This is a genomic window from Acinetobacter sp. YH12076, assembly GCF_013419525.1.
Classification (GTDB): Bacteria; Pseudomonadota; Gammaproteobacteria; order Pseudomonadales; family Moraxellaceae; genus Acinetobacter; species Acinetobacter amyesii.
The window spans coordinates 13,014-33,837 of record NZ_VOZY01000018.1; the positions used below are offsets into that span (position 1 = coordinate 13,014).

The 20,824-nt window shown below is 37.1% G+C and carries 21 protein-coding genes and 1 pseudogene; 7 read left to right on the forward strand and 15 right to left on the reverse strand.

Going from position 1 to position 20,824, the window contains the following annotated elements; all coding sequences use genetic code 11:
- Positions 1–12 precede the first annotated feature (12 nt).
- The 8 genes from FTU22_RS14680 to FTU22_RS14715 form a co-directional block, all read right to left on the reverse strand.
- Entirely contained in the window at positions 13–1,458 is a 1,446-nt protein-coding gene (locus FTU22_RS14680; RefSeq protein WP_180095178.1) for a hypothetical protein, read from the reverse strand.
- A 2-nt stretch (positions 1,459–1,460) separates the two neighbouring features.
- On the reverse strand, positions 1,461–2,453 hold the full coding sequence (gene tssG / locus FTU22_RS14685) for a type VI secretion system baseplate subunit TssG (protein WP_180095180.1): 993 nt from the start codon (positions 2,451–2,453) through the stop codon (positions 1,461–1,463).
- Positions 2,417–4,225: a type VI secretion system baseplate subunit TssF gene (tssF, locus tag FTU22_RS14690; protein ID WP_180095196.1), complete on the reverse strand. Its 1,809-nt coding sequence runs from the start codon at positions 4,223–4,225 to the stop codon at positions 2,417–2,419. Before tssF ends, tssG begins: the two co-directional genes overlap by 37 nt.
- Before the next feature lie 15 nt (positions 4,226–4,240).
- The gene (tssE, locus tag FTU22_RS14695) at positions 4,241–4,717 is read right to left on the reverse strand and encodes a type VI secretion system baseplate subunit TssE (protein WP_078190770.1); all 477 of its coding nucleotides are present in this window, start codon (positions 4,715–4,717) and stop codon (positions 4,241–4,243) included.
- 70 nt (positions 4,718–4,787) lie between these two features.
- Positions 4,788–5,291, reverse strand: a complete 504-nt coding sequence (locus FTU22_RS14700) for a type VI secretion system tube protein Hcp (RefSeq protein WP_078190771.1) — start codon at positions 5,289–5,291, stop codon at positions 4,788–4,790.
- Between the two features lie 48 nt (positions 5,292–5,339).
- Positions 5,340–6,824: a type VI secretion system contractile sheath large subunit gene (gene tssC / locus FTU22_RS14705; protein WP_180050798.1), complete on the reverse strand. Its 1,485-nt coding sequence runs from the start codon at positions 6,822–6,824 to the stop codon at positions 5,340–5,342.
- Positions 6,817–7,320 carry a type VI secretion system contractile sheath small subunit gene (gene tssB, locus FTU22_RS14710; RefSeq protein ID WP_078193364.1) on the reverse strand — a complete coding sequence of 168 codons (504 nt, stop codon included), beginning with the start codon at positions 7,318–7,320 and terminating at the stop codon, positions 6,817–6,819. The genes tssC and tssB overlap by 8 nt, the downstream gene beginning before the upstream one ends.
- 15 nt (positions 7,321–7,335) lie before the next feature.
- Positions 7,336–8,031: a hypothetical protein gene (locus FTU22_RS14715; protein ID WP_111885475.1), complete on the reverse strand. Its 696-nt coding sequence runs from the start codon at positions 8,029–8,031 to the stop codon at positions 7,336–7,338.
- Positions 8,032–8,404: 373 nt separating this feature from the next.
- Here FTU22_RS14715 and tssH point away from each other — a divergent pair, with 373 nt between their 5' ends.
- Genes tssH through FTU22_RS14745 form a run of 6 tightly spaced genes read left to right on the forward strand, consistent with a single transcriptional unit; the run spans position 8,405 to position 16,047 of the window.
- The gene (gene tssH, locus FTU22_RS14720) at positions 8,405–11,077 is read left to right on the forward strand and encodes a type VI secretion system ATPase TssH (RefSeq protein WP_180095198.1); all 2,673 of its coding nucleotides are present in this window, start codon (positions 8,405–8,407) and stop codon (positions 11,075–11,077) included.
- A gap of 19 nt (positions 11,078–11,096) precedes the next feature.
- Positions 11,097–12,227: a type VI secretion system protein TssA gene (gene tssA / locus FTU22_RS14725; RefSeq protein WP_111885477.1), complete on the forward strand. Its 1,131-nt coding sequence runs from the start codon at positions 11,097–11,099 to the stop codon at positions 12,225–12,227.
- Positions 12,228–12,232: 5 nt separating this feature from the next.
- Positions 12,233–13,597 (forward strand): type VI secretion system baseplate subunit TssK, encoded by a 1,365-nt coding sequence (gene tssK / locus FTU22_RS14730; protein WP_111885478.1) that lies wholly within the window; start codon positions 12,233–12,235, stop codon positions 13,595–13,597.
- Positions 13,598–13,606: 9 nt separating this feature from the next.
- On the forward strand, positions 13,607–14,410 hold the full coding sequence (gene icmH, locus FTU22_RS14735) for a type IVB secretion system protein IcmH/DotU (protein WP_111885479.1): 804 nt from the start codon (positions 13,607–13,609) through the stop codon (positions 14,408–14,410).
- 12 nt (positions 14,411–14,422) lie between these two features.
- On the forward strand, positions 14,423–15,094 hold the full coding sequence (locus tag FTU22_RS14740) for a hypothetical protein (RefSeq protein ID WP_180095199.1): 672 nt from the start codon (positions 14,423–14,425) through the stop codon (positions 15,092–15,094).
- Positions 15,091–16,047, forward strand: a complete 957-nt coding sequence (locus FTU22_RS14745) for a M15 family metallopeptidase (protein ID WP_180095201.1) — start codon at positions 15,091–15,093, stop codon at positions 16,045–16,047. The genes FTU22_RS14740 and FTU22_RS14745 overlap by 4 nt, the downstream gene beginning before the upstream one ends.
- A 45-nt stretch (positions 16,048–16,092) precedes the next feature.
- On the opposite strand, the gene FTU22_RS14750 is transcribed toward FTU22_RS14745, so the two are convergent.
- The 5 genes and pseudogenes from FTU22_RS14750 to FTU22_RS14770 all read right to left on the reverse strand — a co-directional run bounded on the left by FTU22_RS14750 (position 16,093) and on the right by FTU22_RS14770 (position 19,241).
- Positions 16,093–16,854, reverse strand: a complete 762-nt coding sequence (locus FTU22_RS14750) for an alpha/beta fold hydrolase (protein WP_180095203.1) — start codon at positions 16,852–16,854, stop codon at positions 16,093–16,095.
- A gap of 175 nt (positions 16,855–17,029) precedes the next feature.
- Positions 17,030–17,713, reverse strand: a pseudogene (locus tag FTU22_RS14755) (MBL fold metallo-hydrolase); the annotation flags it as partial.
- Positions 17,714–17,932: 219 nt separating this feature from the next.
- Positions 17,933–18,178 (reverse strand): hypothetical protein, encoded by a 246-nt coding sequence (locus FTU22_RS14760; RefSeq protein WP_180095205.1) that lies wholly within the window; start codon positions 18,176–18,178, stop codon positions 17,933–17,935.
- 43 nt (positions 18,179–18,221) lie between these two features.
- On the reverse strand, positions 18,222–18,977 hold the full coding sequence (locus FTU22_RS14765; protein ID WP_257225950.1) for a zeta toxin: 756 nt from the start codon (positions 18,975–18,977) through the stop codon (positions 18,222–18,224).
- A gap of 3 nt (positions 18,978–18,980) precedes the next feature.
- On the reverse strand, positions 18,981–19,241 hold the full coding sequence (locus FTU22_RS14770; RefSeq protein WP_180023738.1) for a hypothetical protein: 261 nt from the start codon (positions 19,239–19,241) through the stop codon (positions 18,981–18,983).
- Positions 19,242–19,408: 167 nt separating this feature from the next.
- Here FTU22_RS14770 and FTU22_RS14775 point away from each other — a divergent pair, with 167 nt between their 5' ends.
- Positions 19,409–19,600, forward strand: a complete 192-nt coding sequence (locus FTU22_RS14775; RefSeq protein ID WP_180023739.1) for a hypothetical protein — start codon at positions 19,409–19,411, stop codon at positions 19,598–19,600.
- Between the two features lie 224 nt (positions 19,601–19,824).
- On the opposite strand, the gene FTU22_RS14780 is transcribed toward FTU22_RS14775, so the two are convergent.
- Positions 19,825–20,217 (reverse strand): hypothetical protein, encoded by a 393-nt coding sequence (locus FTU22_RS14780; protein ID WP_180095207.1) that lies wholly within the window; start codon positions 20,215–20,217, stop codon positions 19,825–19,827.
- A 3-nt stretch (positions 20,218–20,220) separates the two neighbouring features.
- Entirely contained in the window at positions 20,221–20,589 is a 369-nt protein-coding gene (locus FTU22_RS14785; protein WP_078190788.1) for a hypothetical protein, read from the reverse strand.
- Positions 20,590–20,824: the final 235 nt, after the last annotated feature.

Here is a 20,824-nt window from a genome sequence, read left to right on the forward strand (position 1 = left end):
TCTTAATTCTAATTAAACAGTTTCTTGTTCAAGTTCATCTTCTACTGAAAATGCTTGAATAAAAGCAAATGTCGATTCTTGGTCTGTGCTATAAATCATGGCAGTTAACTCTTCTGGCAAGTGCATACCCAACATGAATCCAAAAATTTTTGCCAATTGCTGGGTATTTCCAAGATTCTGTTTTGTATATAAAAAATGATAGGTTTCAATCGCGGTTTCATTAAATTTATACTGTAATTTTTTCACCACTTTCATATCCGTTGCATCATCTAACATCAATAAAAAGGGTTGTTCTTGATCATACTGATCTAAATTATTCAGTGCTTTAAGCTCTAAATTACGTTTCAACTCAGGCTCATGTGCCACCACTTGTAGCACTTTATTTGGAGTTAAACCTCGAACTTGAACGTCTGAAGCAGCCAAACACCAACTCGATGCAAACTCTGCAGCAATGTATTTTTCTTGTAACCACATCTTTTCATCAATCCATTCTTGGTCGATTTCAGAGTCAGCATTGAGAATCAAACTGACTTCAAACTTTTGTTTTGAAATCATCTCTAAAATGCTTAACCATTCTGAATAAGCGACTTGAGTGCCGATAAAATGTGGCTCGATATGAATTTGTTCGGGAATGATCGAAAATCCGTCAGATAGATACTGCTGAATAATTTGAGCATAATCATCATTCCATTGATGAATCAAATTATCAGCAAGCAAAATATGGACATTTAAACGATTTAAACGTGAAACTTGCTGTGCATTGTTCGCCAAATGTTCTGGATGTTCATCTTGCGTATAATCTGGATCCACCCAACCCGGATGCATACGGTACTGATATGCCAATTCACTATCATAAAAGAGTGCTGATTGCTTCAGATGCTCAGCAATTAAAAATAGACTTTCAGCGTGTTGCTCTAGTTGTTGCTGAATAAGTGACTGGATTCGTTTTTCACGCATGGTGATGGCACTATATTCATCATCTGCTTCTTCATTAGTGAGTTCATCTAAACCTTTGATTCGAAATGAAAGAACAGGCAAACCGTATGCATTGAATAATTTATCATCGAGTTCAGGACTTTTGAATTGTTGAATATCTTGGATAATTTGTTCGTTTTCACCAAAACTATGCCAAGCCGCTGATGAATAAACATTTAAACGAAATTGCTGTACATCAATAGGCTTCGGTTTTGCTTGTTCAATGGCCTCAAGTTGTTGTTGCTCAGCTTGTTCTTCTGCACGTTTTTCAGCTTCAAGTTTTTTTTCTTTTTGATGTTGAATGCCCTTGTAAAGCAAATAAGGCGACAAAATAATTGCACATAAAGCTAAAGGAAGAAGTAAAAAGTATGTGACTAAATCGAAAGCCGTCGGATCATAGCCTGTATCTCGCCAGTAAAAAATCACGAAAGCAGTACACAAAACAAAAAGCGTACTAAAGGTTCCAATTATTAATTTCAGCATTATTATGCATTCCCCATTAAGGCATAACAGGTTTCTGTATTATCGACCTGTTTATTCGGCTGTAAAAATGCTCCCTGAGCTAAACCAATTCCGCTCAAAGAATTTAAACACACCGGTTTTATTTCTTCTTTTTGTAAAATTAAGCGCACATCCACCATTAATGTTGGACTACACCAAGTTTGAATCATTTGTTTTAATTTTAGGCTGCGTGCCTGATTCGGTAAAAATGTTAAATAATCTTCATGATTTAAAGGTCCAATCACGATTTCAATTTTTTCGTCAATCTGTTGAATCTTCTCACCACAAAAAGTATTCAGCCCCAATAAGCTCGGCTGAGATCCACCTAAACATGTTCTCTGATCTTCTTCAAATACAAAAGTTTCAGGGATAAATTCTCGAATATCAAATTTCTGCTTAAAGATACAATTCAGCATGGTTTTTAATGCATAAGCTGTATTGTTTTGCCCCTGCATTAAACCTGAGAATTCAGCAAAATAATCATCTAAATCTGGCTGATCATGCTGGCTACTGATATAACCATTTAATGCATGTAAAATATCAAGATAGTGATTATCCTGCTCGATTTCATAACGAATAGGTAAATGATAATTTAAACTGGCATCAACATAATGTGCTGTTAATTTATGATTAAACAGCCCTAAAAACTTTTGTGTTTCGTGTCGCTGATGTCGCCCGCTGAGCTTAATCTTATTGGTATAACTATAAGGTAATGCACCTTGAATACCCGTTAAACCCACCATTAAATTTGTCAGTTCAACTTTCTCATCGTTGAACTCTAAACTTTCAATTTCAGTGTTCGGGAAGTTCAAATTAAGTGAACTATTAAACTCAAAGTCATTGGCCCAATGGACTTGAGCTGCTCCATAAGGTGCATGTCTTAACAAACGAGTAGCTTGAACAAACTCGTAGGCTTTCGGTTCTTGGAAAAGTCCGTCAATTACAGAGCTTTCTTGCCACCAACGTTCTGCACGCATTGGTATAACTCCTGTTGACTATTTGCATCAAAAACCGAGACATCGACAAAGCTGTTCATATTGACTTTTAAATTAAAGATATGGGCTAGCAATTGACTAAATATATACAGGCTATGCCCTCTAAATATATCCGCATCGATATCGAGCTGTACTTTTAAACCTCTGACAAATAATGGAAACGGTTTACTATCTACAAGTTTCTGTGTGGTAGAAAACTGAATATTTTTTATGGAGTCGATAATAATTTGGTTTTCTTTCGATTTAGGTAAATTATACAATTCCAAAAGTTCTTTAATATGAGAGACCGCATCGCCTTTCATTAAAGACATATTATTCAAAGATAAATGTGAAATGACCCGCCACTGTTCTTGTTTATTTTGCTCAAAATAATACGGTAACGACGGTCGTTTGAGCATCAGAGCACGACGGGCCAAATTACTATCATTCAGAGTTAATGCATTTTGATCTTTATTATAACTTTCGTAAGGTAACTCACGATTACTACATAGTAGTTCAGTACTAATAAAATCGGACTGAGTGCTATGTGGGTCTAAAGCACGAGATATGATTGAATAGTTTAATTCCTGATGTTTATTCTTCATCTGCTGCGGATTTAAACTATAAAAAAACTGGACTTTATCCTGATGATAATGACTCATTGCAAAAAAAGGCAGTACCGGATAATGCACTTCATCTTGGTTACTTTTTTCACGCACCATATTCATTTTTAAAATGCTATAGGCTTGAAAATATTCAGGATGGTGTGCATCTGTCACCAATGGATATTCCATTCGCTTATGATTAATCTTTTGCGGCTCTGCTTGTTTATTGAAAAGATTAACAATTGGTGTAGCAAACAATTTAAAATTTGCAGCATTTAATTCAGAATAATTTCGAATCGCTGCTTGATCATTTAAATTGAGTTTAAAGTGCATTTGAACATCAAATTCACTATGTTCTAAACTTAAAAACTTAATGAAATCTAGATTTAGATTTAAAAAATTGAATTTTTCAGGAACACAAAAATATTCCATCAATAAACGATATGCATGATGCGTATGTTGATCGATAGGTAGAACACTTTGAACTTCATCAAAGCCCATAATTTCAAATGGATTGGCAATATCAAAAATGTGCTGCCCCACACGAATCGAAAAACTTGTAGTCGATTTAAAAATACTATCTAAAACCTGCAAAGGAAAATTAGAAATAGCGTCTAAAAAGATCGGCAAAGTTTCATTTTTGAGTAAAGCGTGCTTATTCGAAAAAATTTCAAATCCTAAGCTCAATGTAGCATTTTGATTTAAATGCATATGTGCCGATGGATGAGTTTTGAAATTGAGCTGTTTTAATTGAATCGGTAATAATGTGACTTCTTGTACCGTCTGATATTCACATTGAACACCGCGCGTACTTTTGGCTTTTAGACTGGTCGCCTTTGGAATAACGTGTCGATCTGTTAATTGCTTAATTTTATTAATATCTTCGAAGCTTACTACAGAACATGCAGGAAATGGTTTTAAATATTGAGGAAACATCACCTCAAAAATTGAACGGGTAAAAACGTCATAACTATCTGCAAGTTTTTTATCAATCCGTGCAGAAATTAAAGAAAAGGCTTGAATTAAACGCTCAATATGCGGGTCATCTATTTGTTCTTGGTTTAAAGACAAACGCTGGGCGATTTTGGGGTATTTACTGGCAAACTCACGGGACTGTTGTCCAAATTCCTGTAGTTGTTTTTCGTAATACGGTAACAGCTCTTCAATCACAGATAACCCACTTCATTAAGCTCTTGGAGAAATAACATATTGTTGTGTTGTTGGTTTTAATAAGGCATCAAAAATAACTGGTTCGTATAAAGGATGAATATTTAAATATGCCTGAATACTTAAACATAGTGCCCCCATATTATGGCCATCCATGAGCATTTCGACTCGAATCTGCTTTAAACGCGGTTCATGTGCAGCAATCGATTGTTCAATTGACTGACAAATTTTGTCACGATCCGATGGATTTGCTGTCGATAAGCCCACAAAATCGATAATGCCAAACTGCAAAATAGACTTTTTTGCTAATGGAAAGTCATCAATCAGTTCATCTAACTTTGCCACCCGACTATTGAGGAGATCCTCTAAATCGGAAGCAACAGATTCACGAAGTTCTTGCAAAGACAGACCTTGAGTCTGCTGAGCATCTGCTGGTAATAAGCGGTCAAATAAAGTCGTTCTAAAACCATAAGGATAAAGCTGATCGAGATTCATATCTTCTTATAAATATTTAAAAAAATGAAAATAGAGGCTACCCAAGTAAGCCTCTATCTGAATCCATCTATTACGCTGCGTATGAAGCAGTGTTGTTAGATAATGACCACTTCTTAGTAACAGCACCTTTCGCAGTACCGTTAATATCTTGTTGGTTATATGTCCACTCTACTGCAGCATATTTCAAACCAAATGATTCGTGTGGAACACCTTCATCATTTACAGTTGGTGTCACGCTAGAAACCAACACATGTTTCAGTTTGATTTGAAGATATTTAATGCGTTTGTCGCCATTCGCACGGTAAAAATCAATTTGAACTTCATCAAATGTATAACCTGCTGAACATGCTTCCCAAAGTTTAGGGCTTGTCGCATCTAAATCTTTAACAAACACCATATCAGAATGTTCTACACGTTCTGCGGTGTGACCACCCACACTTGAAGAAGTCGCAGATTTAGGTTGACGGATGTTATGCGTCCAAGAGTTAACTTCTAACCAACTCTTGTGCTCTGCATCACGAGATTCGCCGTCTACTTTGTACTTACCACGAAATTGAATGTATATATCTTTCATTGTTCTGAATACCTATTTATTTAAAGTTATTATAGTGTTGACCCAAAATTAATTTGAGGACTGAGGTAACTCGGTCACAAGTCGTAATGAAACTGACAACTCATCCAACTGGAAATGTGGTCTTAAGAAAACCACAGATTTGTAGTGACCAGGCAAAGCTGGATTTTCTACAACTTTTACAGAAGCTTCACGCAATGGATACTGAGCTTTAGCTTCTTGAGATGCACCATCATCGAGTAATACATATTGCGATAACCATTCATTTAAGAAGGTCTCAACATTACCCGCTGATGCAAAACTACCCACTTTGTCACGCATCATTGCTTTTAAATAATGTGCAATACGTGAAACTGCCATGATGTATTGGATCTGGCTAGACAATGCAGAGTTGGCATTTGCTGTATCGCTATCATATTTTTTAGGTTTTTGCGTCGATTGCGCACCAAAAAATGCTGCATAATCCGTATTTTTGCAGTGTACCAACGGAATAAAACCAAGATCACTCAGTTCTTTTTCACGACGGTCAGTAATGGCAATTTCAGTTGGGCATTTAAAGACCACTTCGCCATCATTGGTTTTGAACGTATGGACAGGCAAGCCTTCAACTAAACCACCACCTTCTACACCACGAATCGCAGCACACCAACCATGCATATCAAAAGCATTGGTTAGACGTGTACCAAAGGCATAAGCCGCGTTCATCCATAAATATTCATTGTGGTTTTCGCCGGAAACTTCTTCAACGAAGTTAAAGCCTTCAGTGGCAATACCTTCTTTTGGATCATATGGCAAACGACCCAATACACGTGGCATTGTCAATGCAACATATCGTGCATCATCACTTTCACGGAATGAACGCCATTGTACATATTCAGCGGTTTCAAAGATTTTAGAAACATCGCGTGGACGATCAATATCAGTAAAAGATTCTAGACCCAACATATTTGGGCTTGCAGCCGAAATGAACGGTGCGTGTGCAGCCGCCGCGACATGTGAAATTTGCTCAAGCAAATACATATCAGATGGTGTACGGTCAAACTCAAAGTCACCAATCAATGTTGCATAAGGCGCACCACCGAATGATCCATATTCTTCTTCATAGATTTTTTTGAACAACGTGCTTTGGTCAAAATCGGTCGCACCTTGGAAATCTTTAATCAATTCTTTTTTCGTCGTATTTAACATACGAATTTTTGTTAAAGAATTTGAAGGTGTTTCTTGGCAGAAATAATACAAACCACGCCATGTCGATTCAATTTTTTGAAATTCAGCATGGTGCATGATTTTACTTAACTGAGATGAAATCAACGCATCAATTTCAGCAATACGCTTATCAATTGATAAAGTCATATTGTCTGAAACGGTGATGGTACCTGCCATCACTTCTTTAGCAAGTTCACCAATCAAACTTTTTGCACGATCATGTTCTTGATCTGTACGCGCGATACGACTTTGTTCGACAATTGAATCTAAAAGTGAATATTCTTCGGTTGCTTCAACGTTTGCAGCAGTAGCAGTATTATAATTACTCATTTTCTGCCTCCACGCTCAACTTACGAATTTGATCAGTGTTATGTAACACTTCATCCAATAAATCTTCTAAGCGTTCATTATTTGAAATTTTATTACGCAAGTCAGACAGACGCTCGCGCGCAGCAACTAACTTTTGTAGTGGATCAACCTGTTGTACAACTTGCTCAGGAGTAAAATCGGCCATGCTCTTAAATGTAAGATCTACCGACATTTTTCCACCATCTTCAGTCAAGGTATTTTCAACTTGAAAATTAGCACGTGGCGCTAAAGACTCCATGACTTCATCAATATTATCTAAATCAACATTAATGAATTTCTTGTCTTTTAATTTGGTTTTCTCTACTTCAGATGCCGCTGAGAAATCACCTAACACCCCTACAACGAATGGTAATTCTTTAATTTCTTTACCGTCGCCAACTTCAACATCGTAAGTCAATTGAACACGAGGAGGACGAATTCGTTGAAGTTTTTTCTGTACACTTTCACGTTTTGCCATGAGTGCTTTTCCTTGTTATTTATTTTTTAATGTATCGAAAGGTGAACCACTGGCAGCAGGTTTTTTCGCTGTAGTCTGCGTTTTTGCTGTCGTGGTAGTTTTCTTTTTGCTTGCTGCTGTAGTCGTTTGTTTAGACTTGGTAGACGCTGTATTGGTTCGTTTTTTAGCTGGTGTTGTCTGTTTAGATTTCACATTGCTCGAAGATTCTGTACTTTTTTCACGAACATCTGCTGCAGCAGACGTAGATTTATCAATCGTCGGCTGAATATAACGAATATTATCCGACAACACTTTGGCAGGAGAATAGGTCTGTTCATCTAGAGTACGATTTTCATTACTCCGCATATGATTCAGCGCATTATAAGAAATAGCGATACCTGCTAAAAAAGTAACATCAGTAAGTTCAGGCGACTGATAGTTCTTTTCTCGCAGCAGATTGACCGCTTGCAATGCTTTTAAATTGTAACCATTAGCTTGATATTTTTTGGCAATATCTACAAAAATTTCATTTTTTAAGTTCTCATTTTTCTTATTTTTTTTGTCACATAACTGATTATAAAAACCAATAATCTCTGGATCTGTATCACCTACTGCCAGTGGATAATCCTTTAAACAGGATTTTTTCACAGATGCCGCTTTATCTTTTGCAAAAACGGTTTGTGTTAAACTGGCTGCTAAAATTATAGGTAATAAAACACTAAATTTATTCAAAATTGCCTCTGTATTTCTACGTGCTAAAACTTAATTTATGTGGAGAAATCACCACTTATTTTCCCGCGGGTTTTCTCTTCATTTATCAAAATTAAAAATATGCTGCAGATTTAACAAAAAATAAGCACATAGAGTCAATACAAAAATGTGCCAAATACTCCAAAGTTTGTTGACTATTTGTTTTTTTTTGTTTCATTTTATAAAAAAATCTTTTTCCTTTTTTTATTTAGTCTGTATTATATCGCCTAAAGCAAGACACTAATAATATATAAGGTGTTGATTTTAAAGTTTTTATTTTTATAGCAAGAAAAAAGAGATCACAGTCAAACTTGTAAAATTTTGTACTGTGGATTCTAAATTTGATGAGTTATTTATGAATAATTTAAAAGTTTTAATTACTAAACTTTCACCTCACGCCCGCATTTCACTCGAAAAGTCAGCCAATACATGTATTTCACAGCAAAATTATGAAATCGAAATTGAACATTTTTTACTCGAATTATTAACCTATAACAATAAAAATGACCTTCAAATACTCTTAGAAAAATACAAAGTTTCTGCAGATGGTTTGGCAGATGACCTCAAAGAAAGTATTGCTCAACTTCCAAAAGGAAATACGCGCACTCCTATTTTTGCCCAATCCATTGTGCGCTTACTTGAACAAGCTTGGTTATTAGCATCTGCTGAACAAAATCCACAAATTCGTAGTGGTCATTTACTTGTTGCGCTCCTTACCGCGCCAGATTTATACCAAATTGCAGCAAGAGCTTCTTCTCTTTTCGATTTATTACCTATCGATACGATTAAACATAAATTTTTAGATCTTTGCCTAAAGAGCATTGAAAATGAAGATTTAGCAACTGCATCACCAGATGAAAAATCAGCAGCACAAACGAATGCAACTACGCCAGTTAAAACACCAGCTCTAGACCAATACACCATTAATCTTACTGAAAAAGCTAAAAATGGTGGCATTGACCCTGTGATTGGTCGTGAGTTTGAAATCCGCTTAATGCTCGATATTTTGATGCGTCGTCGTCAAAACAATCCGATTTTAACGGGTGAGCCTGGTGTTGGTAAAACGGCCGTTGTTGAAGGTCTTGCATTAAAAATTGCAACCAACCAAGTTCCAGATGCTTTAAAAAATGTCAGCATTCATACTTTAGATATGGGCTTACTACAAGCGGGTGCCAGTGTTAAAGGTGAATTCGAAAATCGCTTAAAACAAGTCATTCATGAAGTTCAAGCCTCTGCACATCCAATCATTTTATTTATTGATGAAGCACACACGTTGATTGGTGCGGGTGGTCAAGCAGGTCAAAATGATGCAGCAAACCTGTTAAAACCGGCGCTTGCACGTGGTGAGTTAAGAACCATTGCCGCAACTACATGGGCTGAATATAAGCAGTATTTTGAAAAAGATGCCGCATTAAGCCGACGCTTCCAAGTAATTCAGGTTGAAGAACCGACTGAAGAAGTCGCAATCGATATGCTGCGTGCCATGATTCCAGTGATGGCAAAACATTTCAATTTACAAATTGACGATGAAGCTATCGTTACTGCAGTCCATGCTTCGCACCGTTATATCACTGGCCGTCAATTACCTGATAAAGCGATTAGTGTCTTAGATACAGCTTCTGCGCGTGTTGCGTTAACGCAAAATGCACAACCTGTAAAATTGGATCAACTTCAAGCTCAATTACATAATTTGAAGCTTGAATTGGCGATTCTTGAAAATGAACATAAGAATATTCCTATTCACCACGAACGCATTGAAAATGTAAAAACACAAATATCTACGCTGGAACAAGAAATTCAGTTGACCGAAGCGCAGTGGAAAAAAGAACTCGAAATCGTTCAACAGATTAAAACGCTTGAACAAGAGTCCGAGCAAAAACCAGAAAATATTGAAACTTTAAGCAATATTCGTAACCAACTGGCAACTTTACAAGGTCAAACGCCGCTGGTTTTTGAACGTGTAAATGCCCAAATTATTAATGAAATCATTTCAGACTGGACCGGCATCCCTGTTGGTAAAATGGTGAATGATGAAATTCAGCAAATTTTGAAGCTTGAAGCACAGTTAGAACAACGTGTGATGGGGCAAGATTATGCACTGCATCAACTGGTACAAGGCATTAAAACCTCCAAAGCAAAATTGGAAGATCCAAATAAACCTCAAGGCGTTTTCATGCTGGTTGGCCCAAGTGGTGTGGGTAAAACCGAAACTGCACTTGCGTTAGCAAACGAGTTATATGGTGGTGAGTCTCATTTAATCACCATTAACATGTCTGAATATCAAGAAGCACATACCGTGTCGTCTTTAAAAGGTGCTCCTCCAGGCTATGTCGGTTATGGCCAAGGTGGCGTACTGACAGAAGCAGTTCGCCGTAACCCATATAGTGTGGTTTTGCTCGATGAGATTGAAAAAGCACACAGCGATGTTCAAGAGCTATTCTACCAAGTATTCGATAAAGGTACTTTGGAAGATGGCGAAGGTCGTGTCATTGACTTTAAAAATACTACGATCTTATTGACTTCAAATGCAGGCTCAAGTGCCATTATGCAGGCCTGTTTAAATCAGCCAGTAGAAGAATGGCCGTCAGCAGAAGAACTTTTAGATGTATTAAAACCAGCTTTATATAAACAATTTAAGCCGGCATTTTTAGGTCGTATGCGTATCGTGCCGTATTTCCCATTGCACGATGATCTGCTCGTACGCATTATTCAGCATAAATTAGGCAAAATCACCGCGCGTATTGAAAAACAATATGGTACGCAAACACGTTATACCGACGATTTAGTCGAATTATTATTAAGTCGCTGTACTGAGGTCGATAGTGGTGCGCGTAATGTCGATAACATTTTAAATGCGACGGTCTTGCCTGCTTTAGCCACTGAATTACTCATGGCAATGAGCGAGCAAAAGATTCCATCAGTCATTGAAATCGATGTCAAAGACGATGAAATTATTTATGTTTTAGATCCTAAAAGTAACCCTGCGAAAAAACGCAGCAGCAAAAAGACTAAAACCTTAGAAGCATAAGTTAGGAACGATGTAGAATATGAGTTTAGAGCTCGACGCTTTATTGCAACCGATTACGGATGATTTACCTTGCGGTAGTGATTTTTCATTTTCAAATGATTTTCATGCAATTAAAAAAGCTAAAACACAAGATGACCCGCTCTTGGATCAAGGCGACTGGATCGCAGAACCAAAACAGGCAGATTGGGGCTTTGTGCACCAAAAATCGTCAGATCTACTTCGCGAACATACAAAAGATATTCGCTTATATGGTTGGTTGCTTGAAGCGTGGACTCACATTCATGGTTTCGAAGGGATTGCCAAAGGGATTGAACTTACACAAAAAAGTTTGCAAGACTTTTGGCTACAACTTCATCCTGAAATTGAAGATGATGACCTTGATCAACGTCTAGGTTTATTACAAGGGATAATTAATCAAATCCCAACATTAATTAAATCAGTTTCAATCGTTCATGGCGCGGTAGCTTATTCCCTATCCGACTATGATCGACTACTTCATGTTCAAAACCAAAGACGTAAATCCAACCATGAAGATGATGATCAAGAAGAGTCTTTTAATGGTATGGAACAGTTTGAACATGCCTTGTTCAATACGTCAAAATCAATTCAATACCAGTATTACCAACAGTTTTTAGATATTTTAAACCATTGGGAAAACTTAAAAACGACTCTTGATGATTTGATGGGTTTAGATGCGCCAAGCTTTGCTGGCATTGACTCTCAAATCGAAATGATTCACTTGAGCTTAAAAAAAATCTATAAAGCAGATGCTTTTATCAATTCATCGAGCGCTGAACAGGTTCAATCAAATTCTCCAATTGAAAGCCAAACACTTTCCACTGTAACTTCCGTGCAGAATGATATGCAAATAATACAACAACAGCATACACAGCAATTTAAACCTCAAGTGCAAAATCATCTTGAAAACCGTGAACAAGCCATGAAAGTCTTGCAAGATATTGCGGACTATTTCCAAGTGAATGAGCCGCATAGCCCTGTCAGTTATATGCTGCAAAAAACCATTAAATGGTCACAAATGCCACTGCATGAATGGTTAACTCATGTGATTAAGGATGAAAACCCTCTTGAAGCTGTACAAGAAATGTTAGGTGTTCAGCAACAAAGTAATGAATCGAATAGCGACTGGTAAAAACAATGTTTAAAGCAGAAAAAATTTTATGGGGTGAAGGATTATTTTTACGCCCGCAACACTTTCAATTACAAGATGCTTATCATGAACAGCGTTTAAACCATACGGTTCGCGCAACAATACCGTTCGCTTATGGTATTCAAAGTTTAATTTTTGATGAATCGCAACTCAGTACCAACACGTTAGCTTTGAATAAAGTCGAAATGATTTGGCAAGATGGTGAGATTTATCAAGCACCTGCACAAGACTTATTACCTGAGCCTGTACTACTTGATTCATTAAATTTACGCGGTGAAATGCAAATTTATTTAGCATTACCGATTGTTCAACCGAATAAACGAAACGTCAATTTTGAAGAAAATACCCAATCGAGTCGCTATCATTCACATTTGACTGAAACTCATGATTTGTTTACAGATGCGACGGCTGCTGAAATCACTTTATTACGCCGCCGTGCAGAGTTTAAAATCTTTGAATTAGGCCAAGAACCACAGCACAATCTTGATGGTTTTCTTTACATGCCTATAGGCCGAATTAAGCGCCAAAGTTCAGGTAATTTTGTTTTAGATTATCAATTTATCCCACCAATATTACATATTAGTTCGTGTGATTCACTGATTACTGGGCTTAAACGAACGCTCAATATTATCAAAGCTAAAATTAAAACTATTCAATCGAATAATCGTGAAAACGAACAAAAGTTAATTGAATTCCGTTCTGGTGATATCGTTTCATTTTGGTTGGTTAATGCGCTGAATACTGCACATGCGACCTTAAATCATTTATTGCAATATCCACTGATTCATCCTGAACGTTTGTATTTTGAATTATTGCGTCTGACAGGTTCTTTACTCACCTTCTCTACAGCTTATGAAGTAGATCAACTCCCACAGTATCAACATCATAATTTGCAAGAAAGTTTTGCTCAATTAGATGTGATTTTACGTGAGTTGCTCGATACGATTATTTCAAATCGATATATCAGTATTAACTTGAAAGAAACCCGTCAATCCTACTGGGTGGGCAGTCTTGAAAGTGACAAAATTACTCGCGATTCGCGCCTGTATTTAGCTGTTTCAAGTAGTGTGATGCCTACACATGACATTATTTCTTATGTACCACTGCGCTTTAAAGTCGGTAATACCGTTGATGTTGAACAGCGTGTCATGGCAGCATTACCTGCTGTTCCATTGCAACATATGATGCAAGTGCCAACAGCAATTCCAGTTCGTTCAGGTGTGAGTTATTTTGAAATTGAGCCAAATAATGATTTGTATCAGCGTATGCTTGATTCTGAATCGATCTGCGTTTACATACCAGCTGGCTTCCAAGATATCTCGATTGAACTTATTGCAGTGATGAATGGTTAAGGAGCAATCATGAATATTTCAAATAATGCCCCTTCACTTTTTGACGACGGTCAAATTGGATTAGGCTCTTCAAAACCAAGTGCTGAACCGAAAATCAACAGTTCAACCAATTTAGTTGATCTACTGCATGATGGTTTTTACATCGTATTCTTACTCAAAAATCAATATGTTCCATCCAGCCCTGAAAGTTTCAGGACAAAAATTATGGATCTATTAAACCGATTTGAAAGCCAAGCCCGTAAGCTTCAATTCAGCAATGAAGATATCACGGACGCAAAATATGCCTATTGCGCTTTATTAGATGAAACCATTGTCACCCAACAAGATGCACGTTTTTTTGATTTACAAAACAATTGGATGATGAATCCACTGCAATTAAGTCTTTTTGGTTCACAGCTAGCAGGTTATCGTTTTTTTGAAAATTTAGAGCAAATTCGTTCTAAGAATAAAGATCGTTTAGCAGCACTTGAAGTTTATCATTACTGCATGCTGCTTGGTTTTCACGGTAAATACCGACTTGAATCGATTGAAATGCTCAATTCACTCGTTGCACGTGTTGGCGATGAAATTGATTATATGAAAGGTAAAAAGGCGTTTTCGCCTTTCGCGGCACTGCCGGATCAAATTAAAAACATTATTCATCGTGAATTACCATTTTTTTGGATCATTATCTTTTGGGCATTGTTTGCTGTCTTAGCATTTGGTGGACTGAGATATATGCTATCCAGCCAAAATAATCAGGCGTTATCACAATATCAAAATGTCATAACTGCTCCATCGGAACAGGCTTATATCACCATTCATTTACCATAAGACTTAGACACCATGGCAAACGAAAAATCGAATAGCGTTAGAATTTTACAGTCGACTCAAAAGAATAATTTACCACCTTTAGCTCATGCTGCGATTGGCTTTCTTGTTGGTGCAGCGGTCATTATTGTTGTTGGCCTGGGATATTTTTATCTAAGTTCTGACGATCAGCCTGCAAATGCAGAAATGACAACTTCTGCCCCAACTGAAGATAAAGCTGTAACTGAGGCATCCGCTGCGCCCCGTCAAAGTGAAAATGAGCAAGCTTCAGCTGAAAAAGCACCGCAAACCGTTCATGCAACTGAAGAAAAAGATCCGGATAATGGTTTATATTCGAATGATTTAGCTACCGCTTTCAATCATGGAAATACAACAAAAGTGACTCAGCCTGTTCAAGCTGTAGCGAATAACCGTTCGCCTTTTGAAATTACCCAACCGCAGCGCCCTGTTGTAGCTGCTACAACAACCGTTAAACAACATATTCCAACCACATTAGCAAAACCTAAAGCTGCGCCAACAACAGCTAAGGTGACCAAGCCTACAGAGCCATCTACGAAAGCAGTAAAAGAAGATGGGCACTTCGAAGAGCCGATGGGCGGAACGCAAATTTCTGAAACCAAACGTCCGAAAGTGGTTGCTACAACAAACACTGCTAATGCGACTGTGAGCGCTACAGTTTCCCCATGATCATCTTTTTGGTTAGTTGTTTCTTTGTCTTAGCACTGGTGACAGTGCTTTGTTTTTCTTATGAACTCAGAATTAAAGTTCAGGATTTTTTCTTTCAAATCATTCCACAAAGTAAAAAAAGAATTCAGCACGCCAAAAATTTTGCTTATGAACTGAACTATGCAGCAGCACCACAACAGATTCAATCACACTGGCATTTACAACAATGGTGGATTTTATTTGCAGGCTTTTTACTGTTTGCCAGTATTTTATTATTTGCTTTTACTCGCCCGATTACTGCAAGTAAAGTAGAAGCGGATTATTTACGTAAAGTCGATCCACAAATTTACGCTATGCTCGATGGACAGGTTTTAGATGCACCTCCTGAAGTTGAAGAATATCTTGTTCAAGAGGCAATCGCAGAAGAAGCAGCAATGATTGAGCAGCCATCTGTTATGGCCTCAAGTTTCAATCCAGAAGTTCAAGATATCCATACGCATTCATACTCTACGGATATACCTTCAGCAGATCGTAAATGGCATAAAATGAACCCACGTTATAAGCAGCGTTTATTGATGGTGTTTAAAATTATGCGTGAACAACATGGCTATGAAATGGTTTTACTCGAAGGTTATCGTAGTCCAGAACGTCAAAATAATTTAGCCACCAATAAAAATACCACTCGTGCCCGTGGCTTCCAAAGTTATCATCAGTTTGGTTTAGCAGCTGATGTTGCATTTAAACGCAATGGCAAAGTGGTCATTACTGAACGAGACCCTTGGGCTATGCGTGGTTATCAACTTTATGGTCAAGCCGCTGAGTCTGTTGGTTTAACATGGGGCGGACGCTGGAAATCTATTCAAGATTATGGTCATACAGAATATCGTATGCCAGGCCTGAAAAAAACTGCAGAGATGGCGGCATTACTCACCTCTGAAGGTCAGCTTCAAGCCAATAACATTTCGATTGAGTAATATTTCGATGGTGTGCCTGCAAAATATATTTGAAGGCACACCATATTAATCTAAATAATATTGTATTTGCTCTATAACTTCAGTTGTTTTTTCTGCATGTAACCAATGGCCTGCACCTTCTATTTCTACAATTTTCGCATGTGGAAATTGGTGTTCTATCGCCTTAGTATGTTCCGCGTTTAAAATATAAGGTGACTCTCCACCTTTGAGGAACAATACAGGCTGTTGCCAAATATTTCCGATATTTTCCCAACCAATAATTTGGTCATACTGTTGATACAACGCATCTACATTAAACAACCATTGTCCTTTACTAAACGACTTGAGTAGAAACTGTATCACCATATCCGAATGAATATACTCACGCATAATTTCAACCGCTTCTTGTCTAGATTGAATTTGCGCATTATTTACGGCGATCAATGCTTTAAAAATTTCATCATGATGACGTTCTTGATATGCAAAGGGCGCGATATCCAATACAACAAGTTGCTCTACCCGCTCTGAGATTAAAGCCAATTGCATTGCGACCTTGCCTCCCATGGAATGGCCAATCATTGAAAACTTATCAATGCCAATTACATCTAATGTCTCAAGTACATCGTTTGCCATCTCACGATAATTCATTTCTGTACTTTGAGGTGATTTACCATGATTTCGTAAATCAAGCTGAATGACAGAATGTGAATTTTGAAAAGCTCTGGCAAGCATCCCTAAGTTACTGAGGCTGCCAAATAAACCGTGAATAAAGACTAGCGGGTGCGTTTCGCCTTCTAATTTTTGATGATATTCGTAATTAAGGATCATTTTTGAATACTTTGCTATGTTGATATAATGATGCCTAGTTGAATGAATGAAATCAAATGACAGTTAAAACTTATTAATCCTACTTAGGCTATTTTAGGTGGCAATTAATTAACTTGCTTAGGCTATTTTATTAAGTGAAATAGCCAACCGCATTCAACCTAAAGGTTCTTTGTCTTTAATTTGCAGATTTAAAGTAATTAAAAAGAATTTTTAAATAGCGGATACCATTCCCTTCTGGTTTTGGAAATTTACCTGCATCCATATTAATTTGTATGACAGGTAAAATCAGTTTGGGCATAGCCAAATTTGCGTCACGCTGAGTTCGCATTGTGACAAAATCTTCTTTTTTCGTACCAACGTGGATATGAATATTCTGCTGTTTTTGCGCATGCACACTGCTTTCGCAGCAGTATTTTGACCGGTTTTCTGGTAAATAGTCATGACATAAAAACACGCGCATTTCAGGTGCTAACTGATAAATCTCTTGTACAGAGTCGAATAATACTGCCGCACTGCCCTTGTGAAAATCACAGCGTGCTGTGCCATAATCAGGCATAAATAAGGTATCACCGACAAAAACAGCATCATCACCAACCACATAGCTCAGACAAGCAGGTGCATGTCCAGGCGTTGGAATGTTATACGCATTTAGCTCACCGATATTAAATACCTCATGATCTGCAAATAAATAATCAAAAGACTGATGTGAATTAAAATATTTCACATCAAAATTATAAATGGCGCTGAATGTTTCCTGCACAATCTTGATGTTATGGCTCATCGCAATTTTACCACCAAGAACTTGTTTTAAATATTGAGATGCGGTTAAGTGATCTGCGTGCACATGCGTTTCTAAAATCTATTATATACTTAGGCTATTTTATTGAAGTAACCAACTGCCGCCAGTCTAAATATTCATTCTGACATGCCTTTCCTGATTGAAAAGTTTAACGCTTCAAGAGTTTTTGATTAGTTTTATTTAGAATTAATTTATAAACTTGAAAAATCACGAAATATATCCTCGGAGATTTTTCAATAAAGGCTGTTTATTATGAAGTTAATTGAAATAATAGATAATTTATAGATCAATACTGATATCGCTGAGTGCATCGCTCACCCACGTTAAAGCACCTGAACCCAAATCTATAATATTCGAACCAATTTCAGCTAAGTCAGTCAAATCTAGAGAAGATAAAGGATCAGATGATGTACTATTTTTTTGCTGTTCTTGTTCAGCTTGCTGCTCAATGGCTTGATCAAGATTAGTTTGATCTAGTGGAGATGAGTTTGAATGTTGTTGTAATTCATAGTCGTTATTTTGCATAGGTTCATTCTGGTATTTTGTTTTATATGATATTCAGTTGACATTAATTTGGCTCAAACTCTTTAAGCACCTTATCTACAAACCACCACGGTAAACGCTGAATACCTGAATTCATCTTTAAAATTTCAGCCTGTTCAATTTCCGCAATGAAAGAAGCATGCTGTCCATCGGCAGAGTTATCAAATAAATAACTTCGATCCGTTGCTTCTACCGCCTGCATTAACAGATCCATACTTCGATAATAACGTTCGCGAATTTTTTGTTCTGGCACTCCGTGTCCACCCGTTTTCACTCGGTACTGAACACGTGAAATATTGATAACAGGATCAATAGTGGAAACATAATACAGATAGGTTTTAAAGCCTTTTCTTTTTGCTTCGCGTAGAAATTCCACCTTGGAAATATGGGACATCACCGTTTCAAAGGTAAAACTAATTTTTAGTTCTAAAAACTGCAAACGAATGTAATCGATAATTCTTGCACAAAGATATGAGTCAATCTGGTCTGGATGAAACTCAATTTTCCACGGATCTAATATCTGAGGTTTACGTGCTAATAGAGGAATAAATTCTCCATTCGCGGGACGTTTTTTCGTATATAGAAAGTCAATTAATGCTTCGGATTTTAAAGCGGAATGGTAATCCAACAAATTGAGCCGGTGTGAATGTTTCAGTTGAGCTTCGAGTTCATCCGCATTTAAATATGCCCCAATATGATGGGGCAATAAATATTCTTTAACTGTGCTTTTACCTGAACCATTTGGACCCGCGAACATTCTAATGCGAGGTTGTGGAGGCATGTATTAAACAATTTCCTCTGTTTTCTTTTTACGTTTTAAGATTTTTGGTAGATCATCCACTTGTACAAAATCAGCTGATACATCTTTTAATTGTACTTCTTGACCATTTTGCAGACGTTGAACCAGTTGTAAACCTTTTACATAAACCACAGTGGATGACGCACTTGCTTGTTCAAAAGCATGGCGAAATGCATTGATAGCAAGGCTCGGGATCATATCGTCCTCATATTGGCTTGCTTTCATTACTGAAGTATAAGCTGTCATGTAAACAACTCCTCAAACATCAAAAATAATGTGTTCAATTATCTTATCATACTTGCAATATTTGTCTATTTATCCATCAGTCATACCGAGAGTGAAATGATAAAATACAAAGTGATTTAATCATTTGATTGTATTCCTCGAACCAAACTGCACATATGAGTCAATGTATGGGGATGCCACATCATGAAAAATTTAAATTTTATCCAAATTCGATTTATAATCTGATTAAGCATTTAATTTTTCACAAAAAAATAGCCACTTATTCAGTGGCTAAAAGAGAACGACATCAACAAGTTGATGTATTAGGACTGACCTATGCAACAGGACCAGGGATGTTTGTTGCATATAAATCGTTCTAACTTGATCATAATAATGTGATGGACTTATCATTTTAAGCATATTTCATATCATTTCCTGACAATCTACATTTTCAATTTCTAATATTATTAGAAACTGCACCTATAGTGAATAATGCTGTAATAATTTTGAAATATTAGACCATTTCGAATTATGAAAAATAGAACAAAATGAAAGAAAGTTAGACGAGAGCCCAAAAGTTTTAGAAGAGAAATTTAAACCTAAATTATTTTGTAGGACTCGAACAAAATGCACTTTCGTTTAAGCCAGATGACTGCATACTCTGTTGCTGTTGTTGTAAATAGTGCTGTGAAGCCACTCGCATTAGATTGGCCATTTCAAGAGCTGAGTTTTGCTGAGAAATTTCTAAAATCTGTCGATATGCATTCAATCTTAAACAAAAAGCTTGAGTTTGCTGCTGACCCGTTGCAGTAGATGTAGGGTCATCTAAAATGGCTTTGGTTGAATTAATTTGCTCAGTATATGTATGTATCTGAGCATTATATTCAGCTTGAGTCAGTTGTGGAGTAACCGCTTCATTCACATTTGCATTTGCTACAGAAGCAGTAAACACAGAGAAAATAAGGACATAAAGTTTATACATCAACGGAGAATGCATAAATTAAGCCTCATCACCTTCTTTCCAGACATCTTCATAATCATCAGCATCGATCATAAAACGATAGCCTACATCCAAAGCTAAATACGGTAGCACTTCAGGCACAACATCTTGCAGTTTACGCACAGTCATTGTTTCAAAGTTATCTGCGCCTTCAAGCTCACCACCATAAATATACCAACTGACATTTTCATCACCTTCTGCAGGCTTACGAATACCAACAATTGGATCTTTATTTAAGGTATGAACCGCCACCGCAATTACATCATCGCCCTGCACTTCTACATATGCGGAACCCACTTCTTCACATAAAAGCTTTTGTTCTGCAATCAATTCTGCCAAAGGTGATGAATTTTGCGTATGTTTTGCCATGTTTGTTCTCAGGCCATATAGGTTTCGGGCATTCTACCGTGAATTACACTTATATAGATAAATTTTTTCCTCGGGAAAGCATTCGAGCCTTGTTTTATCAATTCATTTAGGCTTTGTTGCACAAACCTATCTGTAAAGGCTTTTTCAGCGATATAATTTTCAAATGAAGAAGCCTACACACAAAATCTACCGCACAACCAATTGGCCCGCATATAACCGAGCACTCATGAGTCGC